This is a genomic window from Avibacterium sp. 21-594 (assembly GCF_026226815.1).
Classification (GTDB): Bacteria; Pseudomonadota; Gammaproteobacteria; order Enterobacterales; family Pasteurellaceae; genus Avibacterium; species Avibacterium avium.
The window spans coordinates 1,458,279-1,480,277 of record NZ_JAKKOC010000001.1 but is presented as its reverse complement, the minus strand read 5'-3'; the positions used below and the strand labels follow the sequence as shown (position 1 = coordinate 1,480,277).

Here is a 21,999-nt window from a genome sequence, read left to right as displayed (position 1 = left end):
ACACAGAATTTGGGATAGGGTCGCTAACAGAGCTGCAAAATCGCGGTTTAAAAGACATTTTAATTGCGTGTGTGGACGGTTTAAAAGGCTTTCCTGACGCCATTAATGCCGTTTATCCCCAAACCAAGATTCAGCTTTGCATTGTGCATTTGGTGCGTAATAGTTTGAAATATGTGTCATGGAAAGATTACAAGGCGGTGACTGCGGATTTAAAACAGGTGTATCAAGCCCCGACGGAGATGCAAGCACGCGAGAATTTGACCGCACTTTCGCAAAAATGGCAGGAAAAATACCCGCTTGTAGCGAGAGGTTGGGAGGAGAATTGGGCGAATATCGCGACATTTTTTGATTATCCGTCGGATATTCGCAAAGCGATTTATACCACCAATGCGGTGGAGTCACTCAATAGCGTGATTCGGCGAGTCATTAAAAAACGCAATGTATTCCCGACGGATGAGTCGGTGTTCAAGGTAATATGGCTGGCGATGAAAGATGTGTCAAAGAAATGGACAATGCCGATTCAAAACTGGAAACAGGCAATGAATCGTTTTATGATTGATTTTGGTGATCGCCTCGACGATCACCGTTAAGTTGAAATGGGTGTTTACACAGAATTTGGGATAGGGTCCCATTTAGCCCTTTGGCCTTTTCGGGTAAGACCTTTCCCCTTGGAAAGGTTACCCTTAAATCCCCTAAGGGATTTCCCTTATGCCTTTTCCTTTTTGAGGTTTTCGTGCGATTGTTTGACTTATACGCTCAAGTTGCTTCAATATATCTGCCGTTTTAGGCGAAATGTACCATAACACCTGTTTTATATTATTAAATACGTTGATAAGATCGATTTTACTTTCATCGAAAATTGGCTCATGGTGACAAATTCTATTCCTTAGATAACGCACTCGGCTTGTTATGTTATGTATCTCATTCACTATTAAATCACGTTCATCAGGGGAGGAAATACAAACATTAGGGAATGCTTTATTAAAATGGCTTATCCATCTCTCTCGATGAGTTTGTGATAACATATTTTCCCAAAATATAAAGTTAAGCTCTGCCACAACTTTTCCTGGCGAAATCTCATTAGTATCTATTTTTAATGGCTGTGAGCGTCCATTGGTAAAATGGAATTTGTAGGTTTTGTGTGAAGACAACTTATTATTTACAATACGGAGCAATTCTTCTCTTGCTGCAGGTTTTAATGCTCGAATAAAGTGCGGTGATATTTTTGCGATAATTTCAATCGATATAAATAAAGCAAAGAAAAAGGAGAAATGTTTGACGCATTTCTCCTTTTTAGATGTCTTTAGTTTGAATTATTCAAATAAATTCTTATGTAATGCTCTGACCACATCATCAGCTTGTTCGCTTTGGACTAACATACAAATATTGTTGGTGCTTGCGCCGTAGCTGATCATTCTTACGTTGTAGGCTTCTAGGGTATCGAAAATTTGTTTGGCGATACCTGCGGTAACGTGTAAATCATTGCCCACTAATGCGACTAAAGATAAGCCAGTATCCACTTTTACGCTAGACACTTCTCTTAATTCCGCAAGCAATTCTGGCGAGAGCATTTCCGCGCCTGATGAAGCAGAGCCTGTTTTGTCTAAGGTGAGAGCTACGCTTACTTCAGAAGTGGTGATGGTATCCACAGAGATTTTGTGTTTCGCTAAAATGTTGAACACATTGGCTAAGAAACCTTGCGCGTGTAGCATACTTAAGCTGGAAAGCGTTACCAAAGTTTGATCGCGGCGTAATGCAATTGCACGGAAAGTTGGACGTGGTTGTGGATCTTTGGTTACCCAAGTACCGCCGTCTTGTGGGGCTTTGCTTGAGCCTACGAACACAGGGATATTGCTGCGAACCGCTGGAAGCAGAGTTGCTGGGTGTAACACTTTCGCCCCGAATGTTGCCATTTCTGCCGCTTCCGCAAAGCTCATTGTGTCAATGCGTTGTGCTGCTGGTACAATGCGTGGATCGGTGGTGTAAATACCGGCTACGTCCGTCCAAATTAACACGTCTTTAGCGTTTAATACTTCGGCTAAAAGTGCCGCAGAATAGTCGCTGCCGCCACGTCCTAAGGTGGTGGTTTTGCCTTGTGGATCGCGTCCAATAAAGCCTTGCGTGATAATCATTGTGTCGTTATCTTGAGCAAGAATCGGTTTTAATAGCGCATCGCTATTTTTCTGCGTTTGCTCGTCATCTGGCGCGGCTTTACCGAAATGGCTGTTGGTTGCCACAATGGTACGCACGTCCACCCAAACGGCTTTTGCGCCAAGCTCTTTTAACACTTGAACGAAAAGCAAGGTGGACATCATTTCCCCTTGGCAGATCAATTCGTCTGTTAAAGCAGGTGAAGCAGCCACGCTTGCGGCATCAGCAAGGCTTTCGATATGTTTTAAAATTTCTTCAATTTTTGCCCGCACTTCGCTGTCGTCTTTAAGTTCAGCTAAAATCGCTTCTTCAATTTGACGCACTTCTGCGATGAGTTTCGCGCGTTCTTCTGCGTTCTTACCATTAGCAAGCGCAACCAATAAATTGGTGATACCTGCCGAGGCCGAAAGCACCACCACACGCGTATTAGGATCAGCGGTTACAATATTTGCACAAGCGCTCATTGCGCTATGATTTGCAACGCTAGTTCCACCGAATTTTGCCACAGAGAGAGTTGACATAGTTTTACCTTCCTATAAAAAATCAATGATGTTGTATTAGAATGCCCTAGAAATAACGATTTCATTAAACATTGTCAAATATTATTTTATAAAATTAAATAAAAAACGCCATTTTTAAAATGACGTTTTGATATTATAAAATTTTAGCCCGAATAATCGAATAATTTTCAATTTATCACTAAAGGATTAAGGGCGCGCTAAATAATCGCCCACGCCCACCCATTTGTAAGATGTTAGCGCTTCTAATCCCATTGGCCCGCGGGAATGGAGTTTTTGTGTACTCACTGCCACTTCTGCACCTAAGCCAAATTGTCCGCCATCGGTAAAGCGTGTACTGGCATTGACATACACCGCTGCGCTGTCCACTTGATTGATAAACTGTTGCGCAAGAGGTTGCGAGCTGGTTAAGATCGCATCAGAATGTTGCGTACCATATTGATTAATAAAGGCCACCGCTTCATCAATATCTTTAACAATCACCACGTTGAGATCAGGCGAACCCCATTCTTGTTGTAAATCCTGCTCTTGCAATGGCACAACTTGCGCGCCCGCATTGCTTAAAATAGAAAGTGCGGTGGAATTTGCGTGAAATTTTATTTTCGATTGGCTAAATTCCGCCAACATTGGCAAAAATTGCTCGGCAATGCTTTTTTGCACTAACAAGGTTTCAAGGGTATTACAAGTGCTTGGGCGCTGAGTTTTGGCGTTGCTAATCACCGCTAAGGCACGGTTTAAATCGGCGCTTTTTTCTACGAAAGTATGGCATACGCCCACGCCCCCAACGATCACAGGAATGGTGGAGTTTTCTTTGCAAAGCTGATGTAAGCCCGCTCCGCCCCTTGGAATAAGCATATCCACATAGCGATCCAGTTTCATTAATTGCATCACTAAATCACGGTTTGGATCAGTAATGGCTTGCACGGCATATTGCGGTAAATTGGCTTGTAATAAGGCTTGTTGCACCACTTCGACTAAAATTTTGTTGGAATGTTGGGTTTCCTTGCCGCCGCGTAAAATCACCGCGTTACCTGTTTTTAAGCATAAGCTGGCCACATCAATGGTTACGTTTGGTCGCGCTTCATAAATGGTTGCTACCACGCCTAAAGGCACGCGCACGCGTTCAATTTTTAATCCACTGTCTAGCGTGCCACCATCAATGATTTTACCCACAGGATCGGGCAGCGAAATAATATGACGAACATCTTGGGCAATGGCGTGTAGCCGTTCAGGTGTGAGCAATAGGCGATCAATCAAGGCTTCCGACAAACCATTTTGTTGAGCGGCTTGAATGTCTTTTTCATTTTCCGCCAAAATGAGATCAGCTTGTTGTTCTAATTGATCAGCGATACATTGAAGCGCGTGATTTTTTTCTTTCTCGCTACATTGTGCCAACACAAAAGCCGCTTGTTTGGCTTGTTTGCCCATTTCTACTAAATTCGTCATTGTTTATCCTTATTTTAATTTTTATTTGATTTTTTTCGGCAGTTTGTCATCGGCTTGCTTTTCGGCGATTTCCTGTTCTTGATAATCGAACACTGGCAAATGCCACTCAAAACGAATGGCGAGCAAGCGAATGGTAAAACCGCAAGCGAGGGTTACCACGATCACGATATTGTGATTAATATTCAACTGAAGCAAGCCAATATAAATACTTGCTGCCAGCAATGCAACACTGGCATACAGCTCTTTTTGGAAGACAAGGGGAATACGGTTGCACAGCAAATCCCGCAACACGCCACCAAATGCGCCAGTGATAATTGCTGCGATAATCGCAATAATAAAACTATGCCCCATATCTAATGCAATCTGCGTACCGATAATGGAAAACACGATAAGCCCTAAGGCATCTAGCACCAAGAAAATGGTACGAAAATAGCGCATAAAATGGCGAATGAACGGTGCAATCACCACCGTTAGCACCGCAGCACAGGCAACGATAATGAAATAATGAGGATTTTTCACCCAACCAAGGGGATAATGCCCAAGCAGCACATCACGTACCGAGCCACCGCCAATGGCAGTCATTGAGGCGATGATAATCACGCCGAAAATATCCATTTTTTCACGTCCTGCGGCTAATGCCCCCGTGATCGCTTCGGCGGTGATGCCCACAATATACAAAATGCTCAGTAGCATAAATCCCTTCATTAAAGTGCGGTAAAAATTTGCTTTATTTTAGACAGGAATTGGGCAGTGAACAAGGGCGAATGACGAATGAAACTGAGCAAAGAAAAAGAAATTGGATCCGCGCTAAAATCTCGTTAAAATGGCAGGCTAATTTCCCTTTTTCATCTCATCAATAGCAAAATAACAAGGATTTTTTATGTCAGAACCGCGTTTCGTGCATTTGCGTGTGCATAGCGATTTTTCAATGATTAATGGTATTGCGAAAGTAAAACCGTTGGTCAAAGCCTGCGTGGAAAACGAAATGGTGGCAATGGCATTGACGGATTTCACCAATTTCTGCGGTTTGGTGCGATTTTATGGCGAAGCTCTTGGCTCAGGGGTGAAGCCCATTGTTGGGGCTGATGTGCTGGTGAAAAGTGATTTGCTCGGTGATGAACATTTTGAACTCACCTTGCTTGCGAAAAATAACACAGGCTATCACAACATCACCTTATTATTATCCAAGGCGTATGAACGGGGTTACACGGATTTACCCTATATTGATCAGCAATGGCTGGTGGAACACCGCGAAGGCTTGATTATTCTTTCTGGCGGACGTAATGGCGATGTGGGGAAAAAATTACTGAAAAATAATCCTGCGGATGTCGAAAGTGCGGTGCGTTTTTATCAAGAATTTTTCCCCGATCATTTTTATTTGAGCCTTTGTCGCACTGGTCGCCCTGAAGAAGAACGCTATATTCAGGCCGCCTTAAAATTGGCAGAAAAACATCATATTCCCCTTGTGGCAACCAATGATGTGTGCTTTTTGTCTTCCGAAGATTTTGAGGCACACGAGATCCGCGTTGCGATTCACGATAGCTATACCCTTGATGATCCAAAACGTCCGAAATTATACAGCGATCAGCAATATTTCCGTACTGAAGAGGAAATGTGCGAATTATTTGCCGATATTCCCACCGCACTGGCAAATACCGTGCAAATCGCCAAACGTTGTAATGTAACAATTCGTTTGGGCGAGTATTTCTTACCAAAATTTCCCACCGGGGATCTCAGCACGGAAGATTATTTGGTGCAAAAATCCCGTGAGGGCTTGGAAGAGCGCTTAGCCTTTTTATTCCCCGATGAAAAAGAGCGGGCGGAAAAACGCAAAGAATATGATGAGCGCCTGCAAGTTGAGCTAGATGTGATTAACCAAATGGGTTTCCCCGGTTACTTCTTAATCGTAATGGAATTTATCCAGTGGTCGAAAGATAATGATATTCCTGTTGGCCCGGGGCGTGGTTCTGGGGCGGGATCGCTGGTAGCTTATGCGTTGAAAATTACTGATCTTGATCCCCTTGAATTTGATTTGCTGTTTGAGCGTTTTTTAAATCCAGAACGGGTATCAATGCCCGATTTTGACGTGGATTTCTGTATGGACGGGCGAGATCGCGTGATTGAACACGTGGCGGAAACCTATGGACGCGGTGCGGTGTCGCAGATTATCACCTTTGGTACAATGGCAGCCAAAGCGGTTATCCGTGATGTAGGACGGGTATTAGGGCATCCTTATAGCTTTGTGGATCGCATTTCTAAATTAGTTCCGCCTGATCCGGGAATGACCTTAGCCAAAGCCTTTGAAGCAGAACCTCGTTTGCCTGAAATTTATGAAAGCGATGAAGAAGTTAAAGCATTAATTGATATGGCGCGCAAGCTCGAGGGGGTAACGCGTAACGCAGGGAAACACGCTGGGGGCGTGGTGATTTCGCCGGGGCTGATCACTGATTTTTCGCCCTTATATTGTGATAGCGAAGGCAAACACCCAGTTACCCATTTTGATAAAAATGATGTGGAGTATGCCGGGCTGGTGAAGTTTGACTTCTTAGGATTGCGTACGCTAACCATTATTAAATGGGCATTGGATATGATTAATACGCGTCTGGCTAAAGAAGGCAAGCCGTTAGTGGATATTAATCGTATCCCACTTGATGATGCGCAATCTTTCCAAGTGTTACTCAATGCAGAAACTACCGCGGTATTCCAGCTAGAATCGCGTGGAATGAAGGATTTGATTAAGCGCCTGAAACCAGACTGTTTTGAAGATATTATTGCGTTGGTTGCGTTGTTCCGTCCGGGGCCGTTGCAATCAGGAATGGTGGATAATTTTATTCGCCGTAAACACGGCGAAGAGGAAATTTCTTACCCTGATGCAGAATATCAGCACATTTCACTCAAACCGATTTTAGAGCCAACTTACGGTATCATTTTATATCAAGAACAAGTGATGCAAATTGCGCAGGTGCTGGCAGGTTACACCCTTGGTGGGGCAGATTTATTACGTCGGGCAATGGGGAAAAAGAAACCCGAAGAAATGGCAAAACAACGCTCTGTATTTGAAGAAGGGGCAATTAAAAACGGGATTGACGGTAACCTTGCAATGAAAATTTTCGATTTAGTAGAAAAATTTGCAGGTTACGGATTTAATAAATCGCACTCCGCGGCGTATGCCTTGGTTTCTTACCAAACATTATGGCTAAAAGCGCATTATCCCGCAGAATTTATGGCGGCAGTAATGACGTCTGAAATGGATAACACCGAAAAAATCGTTGGGCTATACGATGAATGTTTGCGTATGGGCTTAAAGGTTACCCCACCAGATATTAATACAGGAAAACATCATTTCAGCGTGAACGATAATGGGGAAATCGTCTATGGTATTGGGGCAATCAAAGGCGTGGGAGAAGGGCCGATTGAAGCCTTAATTGCTGCCCGTGAACAAGGTGGTATTTTCAAAGATTTATTTGATCTTTGCGCTAGAGTGGATTTAAAGAAAATCAACCGTCGCACCTTTGAAAGCCTCATAATGTCAGGGGCATTCGATAAATTAGGTCCACATCGTGCAGCGCTAGCAAAAAATTTAGAAGATGCTTTAAAAGCCTCAGATCAATATGCCAAAAATGAGGCGATAGGACAGGCGGATATGTTTGGCGTGCTGACAGAAACGCCAGAAGAGGTGGAGCAGGCTTATGCGAAAACACCACGTTGGAGCGAAAAACAAATTTTAGATGGCGAACGAGAAACCCTTGGACTGTATTTAAGTAGCCACCCGATTAGCCCTTATTTAAAGGAAATTGCTCATTACAGCTCAACAAGATTAAAAGATCTTGTACCAAATTATCGTGGACAAATCAGCACCACTTGTGGCTTGGTCGTGAGTTCTCGGGTAGCGATAACAAAAAAAGGCAACCGCTTAGGCATTGCTACCTTAGATGATCGTTCGGGGCGTTTAGATCTGACATTATTTGGCGAAAGCCTAGAGCGTTTTGGTGAAAAATTACAAAAAGACACCATTGTGATTGCGTCAGGGCAGGTCAGTTTTGATGATTTCTCGCAAGGCTTAAAAATGTCTGTGCGAGAATTAATGACCCTTGACGAAGCACGCAGTCGTTACGCCAAAAGTCTGGCAATTTGCTTAACGCAAGAACAGCTTTCGCCACATTTTATTAAGCAATTTAAAGATACTCTTAGCCCATATAGCGGCGGTGCGTTACCCATTAATATTTATTACCAAAGTCCACAAGGACGCGCGTTAGTCAAACTCGGCGTGCAGTGGTCAGTGAATCCAAGTGATGAATTGATTAATACGCTAGTGGAGATGTTCGGCGAAAGTGCGGTGGAAATTGAGTTTAAATAATTGAAATGTAAAAATAAAATAAGGCGGAACAAACCGCCTTATTTTTTGCTGCAAATTTTAGGTGCAAACCACTTTGATTGCCAAACCACCTTGCGAGGTTTCGCGGTATTTGGCATTCATATCTTTGCCAGTTTCGTACATTGTTTCGATCACTTTATCCAAGCTCACACGCGGGTTCGAGGTGCGTTGCAATGCCATTCGGCTCGCGTTAATGGCTTTGACGGAAGCAATGGCGTTGCGCTCAATGCAAGGCACTTGCACTTGGCCGCCCACAGGATCGCAAGTCAGTCCCAGATTATGTTCCATCGCAATTTCAGCGGCCATACAAACTTGCTCGGGGCTACCGCCCAAAATTTCTGTTAAGCCAGCCGCTGCCATTGAGCAAGCAACTCCCACTTCGCCTTGACAGCCTACTTCTGCCCCTGAAATGGACGCATTCATTTTGTAAAGTGAGCCGATCATTCCGCAAGCAAGTAAATAGCGTTCTACAATTTCATCGGTAATTGGCGAAATGAATTTTTCATAATAAGACAGCACCGCAGGCACAATACCGCAAGCACCGTTGGTTGGCGCAGTAACCACACGTCCGCCTGCGGCATTTTCTTCATTGACCGCAAGCGCATACATATTGACCCAATCGATCACTTTCATTGGATCGTTGGAAAGCCCATTGTTGGCTTGCAGTAAACGATGTAAAGTTGCCGCACGGCGAACCACTTTAAGTGGGCCGGGTAATAAGCCTTCCGTAGCCAAGCCGTGCTCAATACATTCTTTCATCGTTTGCCAAATGCGTTTTAGGTGCGTTTGCGTGGCTTTTTTTCCGTGTAAGGCAATTTCATTTTGTAGCATCACGCTCGATAAGGCTAAACCATTTTCTTTGCAATGATGCAAAATATCTGCCGCACTTTGGTAAGGGAAAGGCACGTTGATGTCGGATTCTTCCTGCTGATTGAAATGGGCTTCATCAACAATAAATCCGCCACCAATAGAATAATAGGTTTGCTGATAAAGCAAGTTGTCATTCTCATAGGCGGACAGCGTCATTCCATTTTCGTGTAAAGGCAGAAAGGTTTGATGAAAGACCATATCGCTTTCATAATCAAATTTCGCCACTTGCTGCCCTTGTGCTAATGGCAAAAGTGCGGTGCTTTTTACATCAGAAATAAATTTAGGGATTAAATCAATATCCACATCGTGCGGTAAATAGCCTGCTAAGCCCATAATAATGGCAATGTCGGTATTATGCCCACGCCCTGTCATTGAAAGTGAGCCATAAACATCAACCTTAACTTGGGTTACCTTGGCGAGTAAATTTTTCGCCACTAAATCTGAAGCCGTCCGCGCAAAATGAGAAACGCGTCCACATAACTTGAGAAAAATTTTTCCCACGTTATGTGGATTTTTTATGCCATTTAAACGCCATTTAAACCACCTTTAAATTTTCTGAAATAGACCTCCATACTTCTCCAGTTTTATTCCTAACCACTCAGACTCACTACCGCTTATTTCAACTTTACTCTTTCCCCATACAGAGCAATGATGTCCCCAGCACAAAAACAGGAGAATAAACAATGAAAAAACCAACTGAAAAAGCCATTAATAAAGTATTAGAAACCATTGCTAAAGAGGTGGGGCGTATTGATACACTAGAAACAAGAATGACCGAACTAGAGTAACAGCGATAACGCTTATTTGGTTCGCTGTTATAGTTGATACCTTTTCCTAGGCGAACCGTGTTATTCGATGCCATAGACTGCTTTCACCATTTTTGTTACATCGTCCATACTCACCCCTGTTTCTTTTGCGGCTTCTTCTACCGCTTCCGCCGCACGCTTGATGGTTTCTTGACGGATAGCCTGCTCACGTTTAAAACTCAGACTTTCTGCCTGCTCTAAACGTTGTACTGCAGCAGAGAGTAGCGCAATAGACTTCGGATCAGCACTACCGTCCTCACTCATTCCAAGTGAGGTTTCAAAGGCAATGTTTTTAACAATTTCCATCAACATTTTGCCAATATCAGACTGTGGTGCCTCACCAAATTGTTTTGTCCAGATTTCTGCTATTTCACGAGATTGACGGATTTTCGCCCCCATTTTTTCCATTCGGCTGGCGTAACGGTTAAGCCCTGTTTTGCTTAACAAGGCTGTTTCAGGTAAGCCACAATCACGGATCAGGTCATTAATTTCTTCTAAGATTTCCGCTTGTGAAAACTGCTTATCGCGCAACATCATTGCGAGCTGGGTTTTAATATTCGGCGGCAATAAATCCACTTTGCTTGCACGCCCAGCCTTGTTCAAATTCGTTGGTTTCATCTTCTGCCAAGGTTTCCACTTGGCGTACGGTTGAACCATCTTTCCATTGTGTCCATTGCAGTGGTAAACGTTCTTCTGGCTCAACAAAATCTGCATCAGGTTTATCAAACCGCTTGCGATATTGATCCATTTCGTGGTCGCTAAGTTTTTCGTGGTTTTCCACCATTTTCTTAGCGATACGACGGTTCTCATTAGTAAGCCGTTTCTGTATTCTTGCGCCTTCTTCGCTGTTAAAGGCGGTTTTCACTACACATTCGGCATCACATAAATACACGCCATTCAGGTCGTAAAGGTGGACGGTGCCGTGCAAGTTGTCAGGGTCATAACGCACAATCACATTGCCGATATTGCTGCCCACTAATGCGGTGGCTTCGTAAATGTTCTTCTGATTGTGTAAGACATAACCTGCTTTTAAGGTAAAGCGTCCGTGTTTATCTACTTTCGTGCTTTCACCGAGCATCATTAGCTGACGTAGTTGTTCATCGGTGGCAAAAACTTGCTTGGTTTTGGCGTAATCGCGTTCCCATAATTGGTTGGCGCTGTAAATGCCTTGTCCTAATTCCGTTTCACGATCCGCTTTGTCATTCCAAAGCCGCACGCCTTGTTCTAAAATCTCTAAAAATAAGGCTTTATCTGCCCCCACTTTGCATTGATAGCTTTCGGGCTTTTCGGCTACGCTCCAACCTGTAAAAAAGGTGCGTAATCGTTGATCATCATCAATATAAGCGGGTAGGCTATCTCGTCTAAATGCCCGTTCTATCGGCTTGCCTCGTCCATTCCCCCTGCCTTTAAACACCAAGGTGCGGATAACTTTGATACCAAGGCGATCTAACATGCCATCAATCACTACACCGTCTTTTGCGTGCTTGCCACGTTTACGTTGTTGCGTGGTTTGCTTATCTGACGCGGCACGGGTGTTATCCATTAAAATGGTTTTCGGGATACCGTATTGTTTAATCATTCTTAAAGTGGCTTGGCGAATTTGATCGCCGTTTTCGCTATCGTCCACGCAGTACGCCAAAATGCGACGTGTACGCACATCTTGCCAAAACCACGTTTTTGGTCGGATAGGCTTACGCCCCTCGCCATACCAATTCACCCAAACGTTATGCTGATAGCCATCACCATTGACGATTTCGTAGGCGTCTAAATCCACCACCGTACGCACTTGCGGTGCGGTTAATTCCCTGAGTTCGTGTTCCCCACCGCGAGCAAGTGCCAGCTCTGCAGGAGTAAATTCGCGGTGTAGTTTCCGTTTTAAGCTAGTTAGGCTTGGTATTTCCCAGCCGTTTTCTTCAGCGGCAAGGGTTAAACGGTAATAACACACGCTGAATTTAGGTTTGCTTTCGCGTAAGTAATCTTTCAAAAAGAATTTCCACGCGTTCTCTGAAATTTCAGCAAATCGGCTGGAACAATCTCGTTCAACACGATCAAGCAACAGGGGCAGCCAATTGCCTTGCGGTTGCTTTTTCACCTTATACCACCAGCGTTTTAGGCTACCTTGACTGACTTTTTCACCTTCGCTATTGGCATAAAATTCAACCACTTTTGCCATTGCTTGCATTAATGGCATTTTGTTTTCAACTAACCCTGCGAGCTTTAACACCGCTTGAAAACGGCGTTCAGCTCGTTTTTCTTGTTCAAACGTGGCTGATGACAATACATTCCACGCACTTTCACTCATTTGCTTTTCAGCCTGTTTTTCCACCGCACTTTGTTTTGATGGCTTGCTGTTTTTAAGCAAATATTCTGCTTGGACTTCTTGGGGTAGGGAGGTGAAGGCGTATTCAAATACTTTTCCTTTTACACCTTCTTTTCTACGTTTTTCCCAACCTTGAGATTTTGCTTGATAAATTATCCCTTGAGATGTTTTTGGCGTGCATTCAAGAGGTAATAAATCTTGAATTGTTATCCACATAACCGATTTTCCCTAGCGTAATAACGAGATGGCCATATTGTTTTAGGATCAACCCCAATAGCCTCAGCAATAATTCGCTCCCCTTTTGGATAACTTACTCTTAATGCATTTTTTAATGTCGAGGGAGCTAGACCTGCTTTCTTAGAAAGAAACTCTAATGTGATATTTCTTTCGTGAAGCTCATAAACAATTTTTTTATTACTCCAATCTTTTTCTTCCACCATTTACCTCTTCTTGCTTTTATGAGATAGTTAAGGATTAAGTCTTTAGTGTAAACCGACAGTGTTACACTTAACTTTAAAACTACTTTAAAACACTTTTAGCTTTAAAGCAATAACTTTAAATCAAAAAAATTAAAATTTTTAGGTAATTTTAATTATCTAATTGATTTATAAATAGATTTATTTCCCTCTCTGTTTTAAAGCTATCCTTTAAAACAAGGTGCTTTGTATGAAAGAAAGATGGATAGAATTAAAACACCTATTAGGCAATCCTGATATGCCAGATACCATTCAGGGAATTACATATAGGGCAAAAAAGGAAGGGTGGCAGCGACGTCGGATTAATGGCATAAAAGGCAAAGTATTTGAATATTATGTTGGTGATATGCCTATTTCTGTACAGCAAGCTTTGGGCTTTTCTGAACCCTTAACAAAAGAACCTGATAACCCTGTACAGCTAAGCCAAGACGATTTACAAAAACGCATAGATCAGCTAGAAAACAAGCTGCAAGCCCTTGAAACTAAGGCACAAGGCTTTGTTTCGCCTAAACCGCCAGAGGGTTTAACGAATGACGAATGGCAGCTTGTGTGTGCGTTTAGGCGGTGCAATAAGGATAGGCAAGTTGGCTTGTTGGCAACAGCTGAAGCGTTAGCAACCCAGACTGAAAAGGAACAAAAAGAGAGCCAGACCACGGTTGAGGTTTGTGCCGTAGCCTAAGGTTTCAGACAAAAAGCCATCTAAGGTGCTTATTTTTGAATTTTAAGCACCTAATAATTTGATAATAAAAAGGTTTCTTTGATTTTTCAAGGTGGGGTAACTCTAAATAATTAAACGCTAGCCATATAAATTTAAACGTCATTTAAACGCTTTTAAATTTGGATCTGTGTTTCTCACTTTAAGCGGTTAAACTGGCTCTAATCAGCTAATTTTTCTCATTTTCTCATCTTTAAATTTCTCTCAATAAAAAAGGGGCTAAACTCTCTTAACCCCTTACTCTATAAGACTTCCGACCACTTAATTCCGTTTAATTCAACATAAGTCCTAATTTCTCACTTTTAGTGGTTGGTTACAGCTGAGATTGCAATCATTCCCATCACGGTAACGAAAACATTGCTAGCATAGCCTTGATAACGCGCCATCGCAGGCACTTTTTGAATGGCATACATTGGCATTAAAAACAGAATTGCGGCGATAATTGGCCCACCAATGGATTCAATTAAACCAAGAATACTTGGATTGATAATTGCCACCGCCCATAAGGTCAATAAAAAGAAAAGTGCGGTGAAAAAATTCAATTTTTTTCGATTCGTAATATCTTGTTTGCCCGAAAATTTTAAATACAGCCCTTGAATGCCTTCTCGCGCGCCTAAATAATGGCCAAAGAAAGAGCTGGTAATAGCAAGAAATGCCACTAAAGGGCCAAAGTAGGAAATATAAGGGTTATCAAATTTATTGGCTAAAAAGGAAAGGATACTGATATTTTGCGCTTTGGCTTGCACTAAATCTTCTGGGGTAAGAGTTAGCACGCAGCTAAACACGAAAAACATCACGAAAAATAGTAGTAAGGTTGAGGTGTTTTTCAATGCTTGGCTTGCGTGGCATTCGGTCAGCTCTGGCAATTTGTATTCCCGTTGTTGCGATTGCGAAAAGCAAGAAATCGCAGGGGAATGATTAAAAGAAAACACTAACACCGGAATGGTGATCCACAGCGTGCTAATAAAACTGGTGGCGTCAGGCATTTGGTGAAGCATTGCCGTATTCCATTGCGGAATTAAATAAATGGAAAGCGAAAATAAAATAAAAACAAGGGGATAGACCAAAAATTCGGTCATTTTGAGCATTATTTTTTCGCTCATTAGCATTACCGAAATCAGGCTTGCAATCAAAATGAAAGAAAGCAAAATGCGGTTCGGTGCGCCTAGCCCTAACTGGTTGACAATAAAGGATTCCACCGTATTGGTAATGCCATTACCATAAATTAATAAAATAGGAAAAATGGCGAAAAAGTAGAGTAGGGTGATAATTTTCCCTGCGCCTTGTCCAAAATGTTCTTCTACTACTTCTGTAATATCGCTGCCGGGTTTAGAAGATGACAGTACAAAGCGAGATAACGCACGGTGTGAGAAATAAGTCATCGGCCCAACCAACAGCATAATGGCGATTAACGGCCAAAATCCGCCCATTCCAGCATTGATGGGTAAAAACAGCACCCCAGCTCCTACGGCCGTGCCGAATAAATTTAACGTCCAAAGTAAATCGAATTTGTTTGTTATTGTTGTTTTAAACATTATTGTTGCGCTCCTTTCATCAGCATTTGGCAGGAAATTAACCCTTGCAGATGATATAGCGCATAAAAATTTTATGTGGAACAAAATATCAAAATTGTGAAGGCAATCGTTTGGCTAAAAAATAATTGCTTAGAAAATAGATAGTTAGTTACGATTTATTAACATTTTTTTGTGAGATTAATGCGGATAGGCTTTCATTTTATGTTTAAATTCTTTCTTTTATCACTGCGTAAAAAGTGCGGTGAAAATTTTTCTAATTTTTACAGTGAGTTAGGATAAATAGAAAGGTTTCGTTTTATGTGATAAATGAGAAATAAAAATAAAAAAAGCGCCGCACTTTTTGTGCAACGCTTTAAATTCAGAATAATCGTTCTTAATCCATAAAACTTTGTGCTTTTTCCACCATTTCTTTTGAGCCAACAAAGAGCGGTGAGCGTTGGTGTAATTCCGTTGGCTGAATATCTAAAATGCGTTGATAGCCATCAGTGGCAAGGCCGCCTGCTTGTTCGGCTAAAAATGCCATTGGGTTGCCTTCATAAAGTAGGCGAAGTTTGCCATTTGGATAGTTTGTGGCGCTTGGATAAATATAAATACCGCCTTTCAATAAATTGCGGTGGAAGTCAGACACCAAAGAGCCAATATAGCGTGATGTATAAGGGCGTTGAGTAGCTTTGTCTTCTTCTTGGCAGTATTTAATGTATTTTTTCACCCCTAATGGGAATTTGAGATATTGCCCTTCGTTAATGGAATAAATTTTGCCGCTTGCTGGCATTTGGATATTTTCGTGCGAAAGGCAGAATACGCCCAAGGACGGATCGTAAGTAAAGCCGTTTACCCCATTTCCTGTGGTGTAAACTAACATTGTTGAGGAACCATAAACAATGTAACCTGCTGCCACTTGGCGATGCCCTGGTTGTAAAAAATCTTCTAAGGTTACTGGCGTGCCGATAGGGGAAACGCGGCGGTAAATAGAAAAAATCGTGCCAACGGCAACATTCACATCAATATTTGATGAGCCGTCTAAGGGATCGGTTAAAATCACATATTTCGCATTGCGTCCGCGTTCGGTATCAAAAGCAACAAAATTTTCTTCTTCTTCGGAAGCAAATCCTGCCACTTCTTCGCGTGCAATGAGGGCTTGTTTCATTGTGTTGTGAGCAAATAAATCTAACTTCATTTGCACTTCGCCTTGCACATTCTCCACGCCAGAGTTACCAATAATGTTATTGGTTAGCCCTGCTTTGTTAATATCACGGTGGATCACTTTCGCCACTAAACGAATAGAAGAAAGAATGCCCGAAAGTTCGCCTTTTGCATTGGGATATTCCGCTTGCTTTTCAACAATAAATTGCCCTAACGTTTTCATAATTTATCCTTATTTTTGAATGAATACATTGTACAGTTTGAAAGAGTTGATTTATTATAGCTAGCCTTTGAGCAAGAGAAATAATCTCCTACTGAGTTTGTGATCTCAGGCACATTTTATTTTCGTTTTTTGTATAAGAGATAAAAAAAATGACACAAAAACATATTCATATTCTTGGAATTTGCGGCACGTTTATGGGCGGTGTGGCGATTATTGCCAAACAGATGGGATATAAAGTAACGGGATCGGATGTTAATGTGTATCCGCCAATGAGTACTTTTTTACAAGAAAATCAAATTGAAATTATCCCTAATTATGATCCAGCTCAGCTTGAGCCAGCGCCAGATTTGGTGTTAATTGGTAATGCAATGAAACGTGGCAATCCTTGCGTGGAATATGTGCTTGAGAATGGTTTACCCTATACTTCAGGGCCGCAGTGGTTGCACGATAACTTATTGCGTGATCGCTGGGTGTTGGCGGTTTCTGGCACGCACGGGAAAACCACTACAACAGGTATGCTCAGCTGGATTTTAGAGAAAAATGGACTAAACCCCGGCTTTTTAATCGGTGGCATTGCGGGCAATTTTGGTACATCTGCCCGTTTAGGTGAAAGCCCATTTTTTGTCATTGAAGCCGACGAATATGACACCGCATTTTTTGATAAACGCTCGAAATTTATTCACTACAATCCAAAAACTTTGATTATCAATAACATTGGTTTTGATCACGCGGATATTTTTGATGATCTCAAAGCAATCCAACGCCAATTTCATCATATGATCCGTACCATTCCGGCAAGTGGACGCATTTTATCTTTCGCCAATGAACAAAGTGTAAAAGAAACCTTAGAAATGGGCTGTTGGTCGGAACAGCAATTCTTGGGAGAAGGGCAGGAATGGTATGCCGAACGCATCACCAATGATTGCACCGAGTTTTCTGTGTATCATTTTGGCGAAAAAGTGGCAGAAGTGAAATGGAATATTGTTGGACAACATAATATGCATAACGCATTAATGGCAATTGCGGCGGCATATCACGCAGGCGTGTCGATTAAAAATGCCTGCGCCGCTTTAGGCAGTTTCATTAATGCAAAACGCCGTTTAGAGCTAAAAGGCGAAGTGAATGGCATTAGCGTGTATGATGATTTTGCCCATCACCCTGCAGAAATTCTCGCAACTTTAACCGCACTTCGCGATAAAGTGGGCGGCGGTGTGCGTATTCTGGCGGTGTTAGAACCTCGTTCCAACACAATGAAAATGGGCGTTCATAAAGATGAGCTAGCACCAGCACTGGCACGCGCTGATCATATCTTTTTATTACAGCCAGACAACATTCCGTGGGACGTGGTGGAAATCGCCAACCAATGCGTTCAACCAGCTAGCTGGACAGCAAATTTAGATAAATTAGTGGATATGATTGTGGCAGAAGCCAAACCAAGCGATCACATTTTAGTGATGTCAAATGGTAGTTTTGGTGGTATTCATCAAAAATTACTTGATAAATTAGCCAATTAAAAAATAAATGAGATTTATTGAAAATAAAAGGTGCTATTTTAGCTATATGCTGTTACTATGGCTTTGCTTTTTAAGCAGTAGAGATAACAATCAATAATCTGTGGCTATATTTAAAGTTTTTTATTTTATCATCATAATATTATTGCGTTATCTAAGATTAGATTTAACTTAGGATTTACAATGTCTAAAAATAATGGAACCGTTAAATGGTTCAATGAAACAAAAGGGTTTGGTTTTTTACAATCAGAAGGTGGAGAAGAAGTGTTTGTACATTTCTCAGCAATTCAATCTAAAGGATTCCGCACCTTAAAAGAAGGTCAAGCCGTGGAGTTTGATATTATTGATGATAAAAGAGGAAAAAAAGCAGAAAATGTAATGGTTTTAGCTTAATTCCCGAATAAAATAAACCATCACTAAAATGTGATGGTTTTTTCTTTTCTAGTAAATTATTTTTTCCAAATGATGTGATATTCCCGATCCTCTTCTCGATGTGAAATGAGAAATTTGGCAAAAATATCGGTCATTTCATCATTATCATCAACAAGCCCAATCCAAACTTCCGCATACTCTTCAGGATCAATTAATACACCAATTTCTTGCTCCCAGTCATCGGCGGTTTCAACAAACTCCACCGCACCACGTTGTTCAAATTCTAAGTTGAATAATAAAATATCCGCTGGATCAAGATTTTCCGCAGCCATTTCAAGAAAAATATCATAAGCAATATCAATCGCCGCATCAGGATCTAATTTTTTAATAGATTCAGTCATTTTTTATGTCCAAGAGTAAAAAAGATTATCATAGCACATTCAGTAGGTTATAACATCTGTGATGGAGATCACATTTTTATCTAAGAAATAGCAATAAATTTATCGTAGAATGATATTCCTTTATTTTTCATTATGTTATTGGAGTTTAAAATGAAAAAAATTCTTACCGCTCTTTTTATGGTATCCGCAGTGAATATGACTATTGCTAAAGAAGTTAATATAAAAATTTTGGGTACTTCTGATGTTCACGGTAGAGTTGTTCCGTGGAGCTATGGGGCAGATATTGCTGATTCTTCAGGTTCTTATGCACAGATTTCTTCTTATATCAATGAGGTTCGTAAGCATAATCCAAATGTTGTGCTAGTCGATATTGGCGATGCCATTCAGGATAATCAAGTGGAGGTTTTTGCTAAAAGTCCTGAATATTATAAAGATAATCCGATTCCTAAAGTATTGAATCAAATGAAATATGATATTTTCATTTTAGGTAATCATGAATTTAATTTTGGTATGACAGCTTTAGATGAAATTCTGAAAGATATGCAAGCAGAAAAGCTTGCAGCGAATTTCTACTATAAGGATGGTCGCCGTTACCTTTCGCCAACAAAAATTATTGAAAAAGATGGCGTAAAAATTGGTTTTATTGGTTTAACTACACCGATGTCAGCGACTTTTGAATTAGATACCGGCTACCTTGATGCAATGACTTTTAGTTCACCAATTGAAGAAACGAAAAAGCAAATCATAGAATTAAAAAAACAAGGTGTCGATGCTATTGTTGTATTAGCACATATGGGAATTGAAAATGAAAACAATATTCCACAAACAGGTGTGGCCGATTTGGTGAATTCAGTCGATGGTATTGATGTGATTATTGCGGGACATATGCACAAGAATATTCCTAGTGTAACAATCAAAGATACGTTGATCACAGAACCTCATCGCTATGGAACGGTCGTATCTGAAGTTGATCTCGTTTTTGATGTTGAAAAAGAAAAAGTAAAATTATTAAATAAAACAGCAAAAACGGTACCTGTGAAAGATATTCAGGCAGACGAGGAAATTGTCAAAATTTATCAGCCTTATCATGATGAGCTTCGCCGTTTAAATAACGTTGTTATTGGAGAAACTGAAAACTCTATGGTTCCACAAGGTGAAAATTATGGGGTTTCAGTGGCATTTTCCCAAGATACTGGATTATCTTCCTTTATCCACGATGTTCAGCAATATTATAGTCACGCAGACGTGGTTTCTTTTGCCTTTGATCATCAAAAAGTGCGGTTAGAAAAAGGGCCAATTAAGAAAAAAGATATTATCTATAATTATCGCTATGCGGGTGGAGATGTCACAGTTTATGAAATGACAGGCAAACAATTAAAACAATATATGGAATGGTCTGCAGATTATTTTGATACCCTTGAAGCTGGTGATAAAGCTTATCGCTACAATTCAAAGCGAGCAAAATCAAAATATGTTACCTTTGATTTATTTGGTGGCGTAAGTTATGAAATTGATTTAAGAAATCCTAAAGGCCATAAAATCGTAAATCTGAAGCTAGCGGACGGACGCGCTATTACAGATGATATGAAAGTAAAAGTAGGAATGAATTCATATCGTTTTGGACAATTAAGTAAAAAAGGCGGAATATTTGATGGTCAAGAAATTCCAGTATTATGGGAATCGAAAGTTGCTTTAGGGCAAGAAAACGGAACAATCCAAAATATGATGATTAATTATATTAGCCAAGTGAAAGGCGGAAAAATTGATGGAAAAAGTCATCATCGTTGGAAAATTGTGGGATTAGACTAAATGAAAAAGGGGATAATACGTTATCCGAGCCTCTCCCACAATTTGTGTAAATGCCTGTTTCTGAGATAATACATTAGATACAGGTATTTTATTATGAACGAAAAACAACTCCACGCCTTGGCAGCAGAATTTGCCAAACACCTCAAAACGCCGGAAGACCTTAATCAGTTTTCTCGAATGCTCAAAAAAATCACGGTCGAAGCAGCCCTAAACGCGGAACTGACTGACCACCTTGGTTATGAAAAACATCAGCCACGAAAAGGCAAAAATGCGCGTAACGGCTATACGTCCAAAACTGTGATGTGTGATGAGGGTGAAATGGAAATTGATACCCCTCGTGACCGTGAGGGCACCTTTGAACCGCAGCTTATCAAGAAAAACCAAACCCGAATTACCGGAATGGACGAGCAGATTATCGCCTTATATGCCAAAGGCTTAAGCAATCAAGAAATCGTCGAAATGTTCAAAGAACTCTATGATGCTGATGTGTCAACGAGCTTGATTTCTCGCGTGACAGATTCGGTTAAAGAGCGCGTCTTGGAATGGCAAAATCGCCCGCTTGATGCGGTGTATCCGATTGTTTATTTGGATTGCATCGTGGTCAAAGTGCGTCAAGACGGGCGGATTATCAACAAGTCCGTCTTTGTGGCGTTGGGTGTGAATTTGGAGGGGCATAAAGAATTACTCGGACTCTGGATTGCCGAAAACGAAGGCGCGAAGTTCTGGGCAAACGTGCTAACAGAGCTGCAAAATCGCGGTTTAAAAGACATTTTAATTGCGTGTGTGGACGGTTTAAAAGGCTTTCCTGACGCCATTAATGCCGTTTATCCCCAAACCAAGATTCAGCTTTGCATTGTGCATTTGGTGCGTAATAGTTTGAAATATGTGTCATGGAAAGATTACAAGGCGGTGACTGCGGATTTAAAACAGGTGTATCAAGCCCCGACGGAGATGCAAGCACGCGAGAATTTGACCGCACTTTCGCAAAAATGGCAGGAAAAATACCCGCTTGTAGCGAGAGGTTGGGAGGAGAATTGGGCGAATATCGCGACATTTTTTGATTATCCGTCGGATATTCGCAAAGCGATTTATACCACCAATGCGGTGGAGTCACTCAATAGCGTGATTCGGCGAGTCATTAAAAAACGCAATGTATTCCCGACGGATGAGTCGGTGTTCAAGGTAATATGGCTGGCGATGAAAGATGTGTCAAAGAAATGGACAATGCCGATTCAAAACTGGAAACAGGCAATGAATCGTTTTATGATTGATTTTGGTGATCGCCTCGACGATCACCGTTAAGTTGAAATGGGTGTTTACACAGAATT

Annotated in this window: 17 protein-coding genes and 1 pseudogene; 7 read left to right on the top strand and 11 right to left on the bottom strand. The window is 41.4% G+C overall.

The genetic code is table 11. From position 1 onward, the window contains the following. Nucleotides 1-17: 17 nt before the first annotated feature. A pseudogene (locus L5B76_RS06970) lies at nucleotides 18-590 on the top strand (IS256 family transposase); the annotation flags it as partial. Between the two features lie 102 nt (nucleotides 591-692). Here L5B76_RS06970 and L5B76_RS06965 read toward each other — a convergent pair. The 4 genes from L5B76_RS06965 to L5B76_RS06950 all read right to left on the bottom strand — a co-directional run bounded on the left by L5B76_RS06965 (nucleotide 693) and on the right by L5B76_RS06950 (nucleotide 4,808). Then, nucleotides 693-1,058 (bottom strand): hypothetical protein, encoded by a 366-nt coding sequence (locus L5B76_RS06965; protein WP_265754801.1) that lies wholly within the window; start codon nucleotides 1,056-1,058, stop codon nucleotides 693-695. Between the two features lie 255 nt (nucleotides 1,059-1,313). Further along, entirely contained in the window at nucleotides 1,314-2,672 is a 1,359-nt protein-coding gene (gene lysC, locus L5B76_RS06960) for a lysine-sensitive aspartokinase 3 (RefSeq protein ID WP_265754800.1), read from the bottom strand. A 186-nt stretch (nucleotides 2,673-2,858) separates the two neighbouring features. Next, nucleotides 2,859-4,115: a glutamate-5-semialdehyde dehydrogenase gene (proA, locus tag L5B76_RS06955; RefSeq protein ID WP_265754799.1), complete on the bottom strand. Its 1,257-nt coding sequence runs from the start codon at nucleotides 4,113-4,115 to the stop codon at nucleotides 2,859-2,861. Nucleotides 4,116-4,136: 21 nt separating this feature from the next. Next, complete coding sequence (locus L5B76_RS06950) at nucleotides 4,137-4,808, bottom strand: trimeric intracellular cation channel family protein (protein WP_265754798.1); 672 nt, start codon at nucleotides 4,806-4,808, stop codon at nucleotides 4,137-4,139. A gap of 187 nt (nucleotides 4,809-4,995) precedes the next feature. On the opposite strand from L5B76_RS06950, the gene dnaE reads away from it, so the two are divergent. Then, nucleotides 4,996-8,472 carry a DNA polymerase III subunit alpha gene (dnaE, locus tag L5B76_RS06945; protein WP_265754797.1) on the top strand — a complete coding sequence of 1,159 codons (3,477 nt, stop codon included), beginning with the start codon at nucleotides 4,996-4,998 and terminating at the stop codon, nucleotides 8,470-8,472. A 57-nt stretch (nucleotides 8,473-8,529) separates the two neighbouring features. On the opposite strand, the gene L5B76_RS06940 is transcribed toward dnaE, so the two are convergent. The 4 genes from L5B76_RS06940 to L5B76_RS06925 all read right to left on the bottom strand — a co-directional run bounded on the left by L5B76_RS06940 (nucleotide 8,530) and on the right by L5B76_RS06925 (nucleotide 12,926). Beyond that, entirely contained in the window at nucleotides 8,530-9,861 is a 1,332-nt protein-coding gene (locus tag L5B76_RS06940) for an L-serine ammonia-lyase (RefSeq protein WP_442780775.1), read from the bottom strand. Between the two features lie 347 nt (nucleotides 9,862-10,208). Further along, nucleotides 10,209-10,784 carry a DUF3486 family protein gene (locus tag L5B76_RS06935; RefSeq protein WP_265754796.1) on the bottom strand — a complete coding sequence of 192 codons (576 nt, stop codon included), beginning with the start codon at nucleotides 10,782-10,784 and terminating at the stop codon, nucleotides 10,209-10,211. Then, the gene (locus L5B76_RS06930; protein WP_265754795.1) at nucleotides 10,717-12,702 is read right to left on the bottom strand and encodes a transposase domain-containing protein; all 1,986 of its coding nucleotides are present in this window, start codon (nucleotides 12,700-12,702) and stop codon (nucleotides 10,717-10,719) included. Before L5B76_RS06930 ends, L5B76_RS06935 begins: the two co-directional genes overlap by 68 nt. After that, the gene (locus L5B76_RS06925; protein ID WP_268738885.1) at nucleotides 12,693-12,926 is read right to left on the bottom strand and encodes a helix-turn-helix domain-containing protein; all 234 of its coding nucleotides are present in this window, start codon (nucleotides 12,924-12,926) and stop codon (nucleotides 12,693-12,695) included. The genes L5B76_RS06930 and L5B76_RS06925 overlap by 10 nt, the downstream gene beginning before the upstream one ends. A 226-nt stretch (nucleotides 12,927-13,152) precedes the next feature. Here L5B76_RS06925 and L5B76_RS06920 point away from each other — a divergent pair, with 226 nt between their 5' ends. Beyond that, nucleotides 13,153-13,641: a DNA-binding protein gene (locus tag L5B76_RS06920; RefSeq protein ID WP_265754794.1), complete on the top strand. Its 489-nt coding sequence runs from the start codon at nucleotides 13,153-13,155 to the stop codon at nucleotides 13,639-13,641. Nucleotides 13,642-13,979: 338 nt separating this feature from the next. Here L5B76_RS06920 and L5B76_RS06915 read toward each other — a convergent pair whose 3' ends face one another. Together L5B76_RS06915 and fbp are read right to left on the bottom strand one after the other, a co-directional pair. Next, nucleotides 13,980-15,212 (bottom strand): serine/threonine transporter, encoded by a 1,233-nt coding sequence (locus L5B76_RS06915; protein WP_265754793.1) that lies wholly within the window; start codon nucleotides 15,210-15,212, stop codon nucleotides 13,980-13,982. Nucleotides 15,213-15,585: 373 nt separating this feature from the next. After that, nucleotides 15,586-16,578, bottom strand: coding sequence for a class 1 fructose-bisphosphatase (gene fbp / locus L5B76_RS06910; protein ID WP_265754792.1), 993 nt, complete (start codon nucleotides 16,576-16,578; stop codon nucleotides 15,586-15,588). A 149-nt stretch (nucleotides 16,579-16,727) separates the two neighbouring features. On the opposite strand from fbp, the gene mpl reads away from it, so the two are divergent. After that, nucleotides 16,728-18,092, top strand: a complete 1,365-nt coding sequence (gene mpl / locus L5B76_RS06905) for a UDP-N-acetylmuramate:L-alanyl-gamma-D-glutamyl-meso-diaminopimelate ligase (RefSeq protein ID WP_265754791.1) — start codon at nucleotides 16,728-16,730, stop codon at nucleotides 18,090-18,092. Between the two features lie 180 nt (nucleotides 18,093-18,272). Further along, entirely contained in the window at nucleotides 18,273-18,482 is a 210-nt protein-coding gene (locus L5B76_RS06900) for a cold-shock protein (protein WP_115249300.1), read from the top strand. A gap of 56 nt (nucleotides 18,483-18,538) precedes the next feature. Here the strand turns inward: L5B76_RS06900 and L5B76_RS06895 are convergent, their stop codons facing one another. Continuing rightward, nucleotides 18,539-18,862 (bottom strand): HI1450 family dsDNA-mimic protein, encoded by a 324-nt coding sequence (locus tag L5B76_RS06895; protein WP_265754789.1) that lies wholly within the window; start codon nucleotides 18,860-18,862, stop codon nucleotides 18,539-18,541. A 150-nt stretch (nucleotides 18,863-19,012) separates the two neighbouring features. Between L5B76_RS06895 and L5B76_RS06890 the strand changes: the two genes are divergently transcribed. Together L5B76_RS06890 and L5B76_RS06885 are read left to right on the top strand one after the other, a co-directional pair. Beyond that, nucleotides 19,013-20,671, top strand: coding sequence for a bifunctional metallophosphatase/5'-nucleotidase (locus tag L5B76_RS06890; RefSeq protein ID WP_265754788.1), 1,659 nt, complete (start codon nucleotides 19,013-19,015; stop codon nucleotides 20,669-20,671). A 93-nt stretch (nucleotides 20,672-20,764) separates the two neighbouring features. Next, the gene (locus tag L5B76_RS06885; protein ID WP_265754787.1) at nucleotides 20,765-21,973 is read left to right on the top strand and encodes an IS256 family transposase; all 1,209 of its coding nucleotides are present in this window, start codon (nucleotides 20,765-20,767) and stop codon (nucleotides 21,971-21,973) included. Nucleotides 21,974-21,999: the final 26 nt, after the last annotated feature.

What these genes read in the sequence shown, in the direction of transcription:
- mpl (WP_265754791.1), top strand. Translation starts at nt 16,728, where the DNA reads ATGACACAAAAACATATTCATATTCTTGGAATTTGCGGCACGTTTATG.
- L5B76_RS06895 (WP_265754789.1), bottom strand. Translation starts at nt 18,862, where the DNA reads ATGACTGAATCTATTAAAAAATTAGATCCTGATGCGGCGATTGATATT.
- L5B76_RS06920 (WP_265754794.1), top strand. Translation starts at nt 13,153, where the DNA reads ATGAAAGAAAGATGGATAGAATTAAAACACCTATTAGGCAATCCTGAT.
- fbp (WP_265754792.1), bottom strand. Translation starts at nt 16,578, where the DNA reads ATGAAAACGTTAGGGCAATTTATTGTTGAAAAGCAAGCGGAATATCCC.
- dnaE (WP_265754797.1), top strand. Translation starts at nt 4,996, where the DNA reads ATGTCAGAACCGCGTTTCGTGCATTTGCGTGTGCATAGCGATTTTTCA.
- L5B76_RS06885 (WP_265754787.1), top strand. Translation starts at nt 20,765, where the DNA reads ATGAACGAAAAACAACTCCACGCCTTGGCAGCAGAATTTGCCAAACAC.
- L5B76_RS06930 (WP_265754795.1), bottom strand. Translation starts at nt 12,702, where the DNA reads ATGTGGATAACAATTCAAGATTTATTACCTCTTGAATGCACGCCAAAA.
- proA (WP_265754799.1), bottom strand. Translation starts at nt 4,115, where the DNA reads ATGACGAATTTAGTAGAAATGGGCAAACAAGCCAAACAAGCGGCTTTT.
- L5B76_RS06950 (WP_265754798.1), bottom strand. Translation starts at nt 4,808, where the DNA reads ATGCTACTGAGCATTTTGTATATTGTGGGCATCACCGCCGAAGCGATC.
- L5B76_RS06900 (WP_115249300.1), top strand. Translation starts at nt 18,273, where the DNA reads ATGTCTAAAAATAATGGAACCGTTAAATGGTTCAATGAAACAAAAGGG.
- lysC (WP_265754800.1), bottom strand. Translation starts at nt 2,672, where the DNA reads ATGTCAACTCTCTCTGTGGCAAAATTCGGTGGAACTAGCGTTGCAAAT.
- L5B76_RS06925 (WP_268738885.1), bottom strand. Translation starts at nt 12,926, where the DNA reads ATGGTGGAAGAAAAAGATTGGAGTAATAAAAAAATTGTTTATGAGCTT.
- L5B76_RS06890 (WP_265754788.1), top strand. Translation starts at nt 19,013, where the DNA reads ATGAAAAAAATTCTTACCGCTCTTTTTATGGTATCCGCAGTGAATATG.
- L5B76_RS06915 (WP_265754793.1), bottom strand. Translation starts at nt 15,212, where the DNA reads ATGTTTAAAACAACAATAACAAACAAATTCGATTTACTTTGGACGTTA.
- L5B76_RS06935 (WP_265754796.1), bottom strand. Translation starts at nt 10,784, where the DNA reads ATGAAACCAACGAATTTGAACAAGGCTGGGCGTGCAAGCAAAGTGGAT.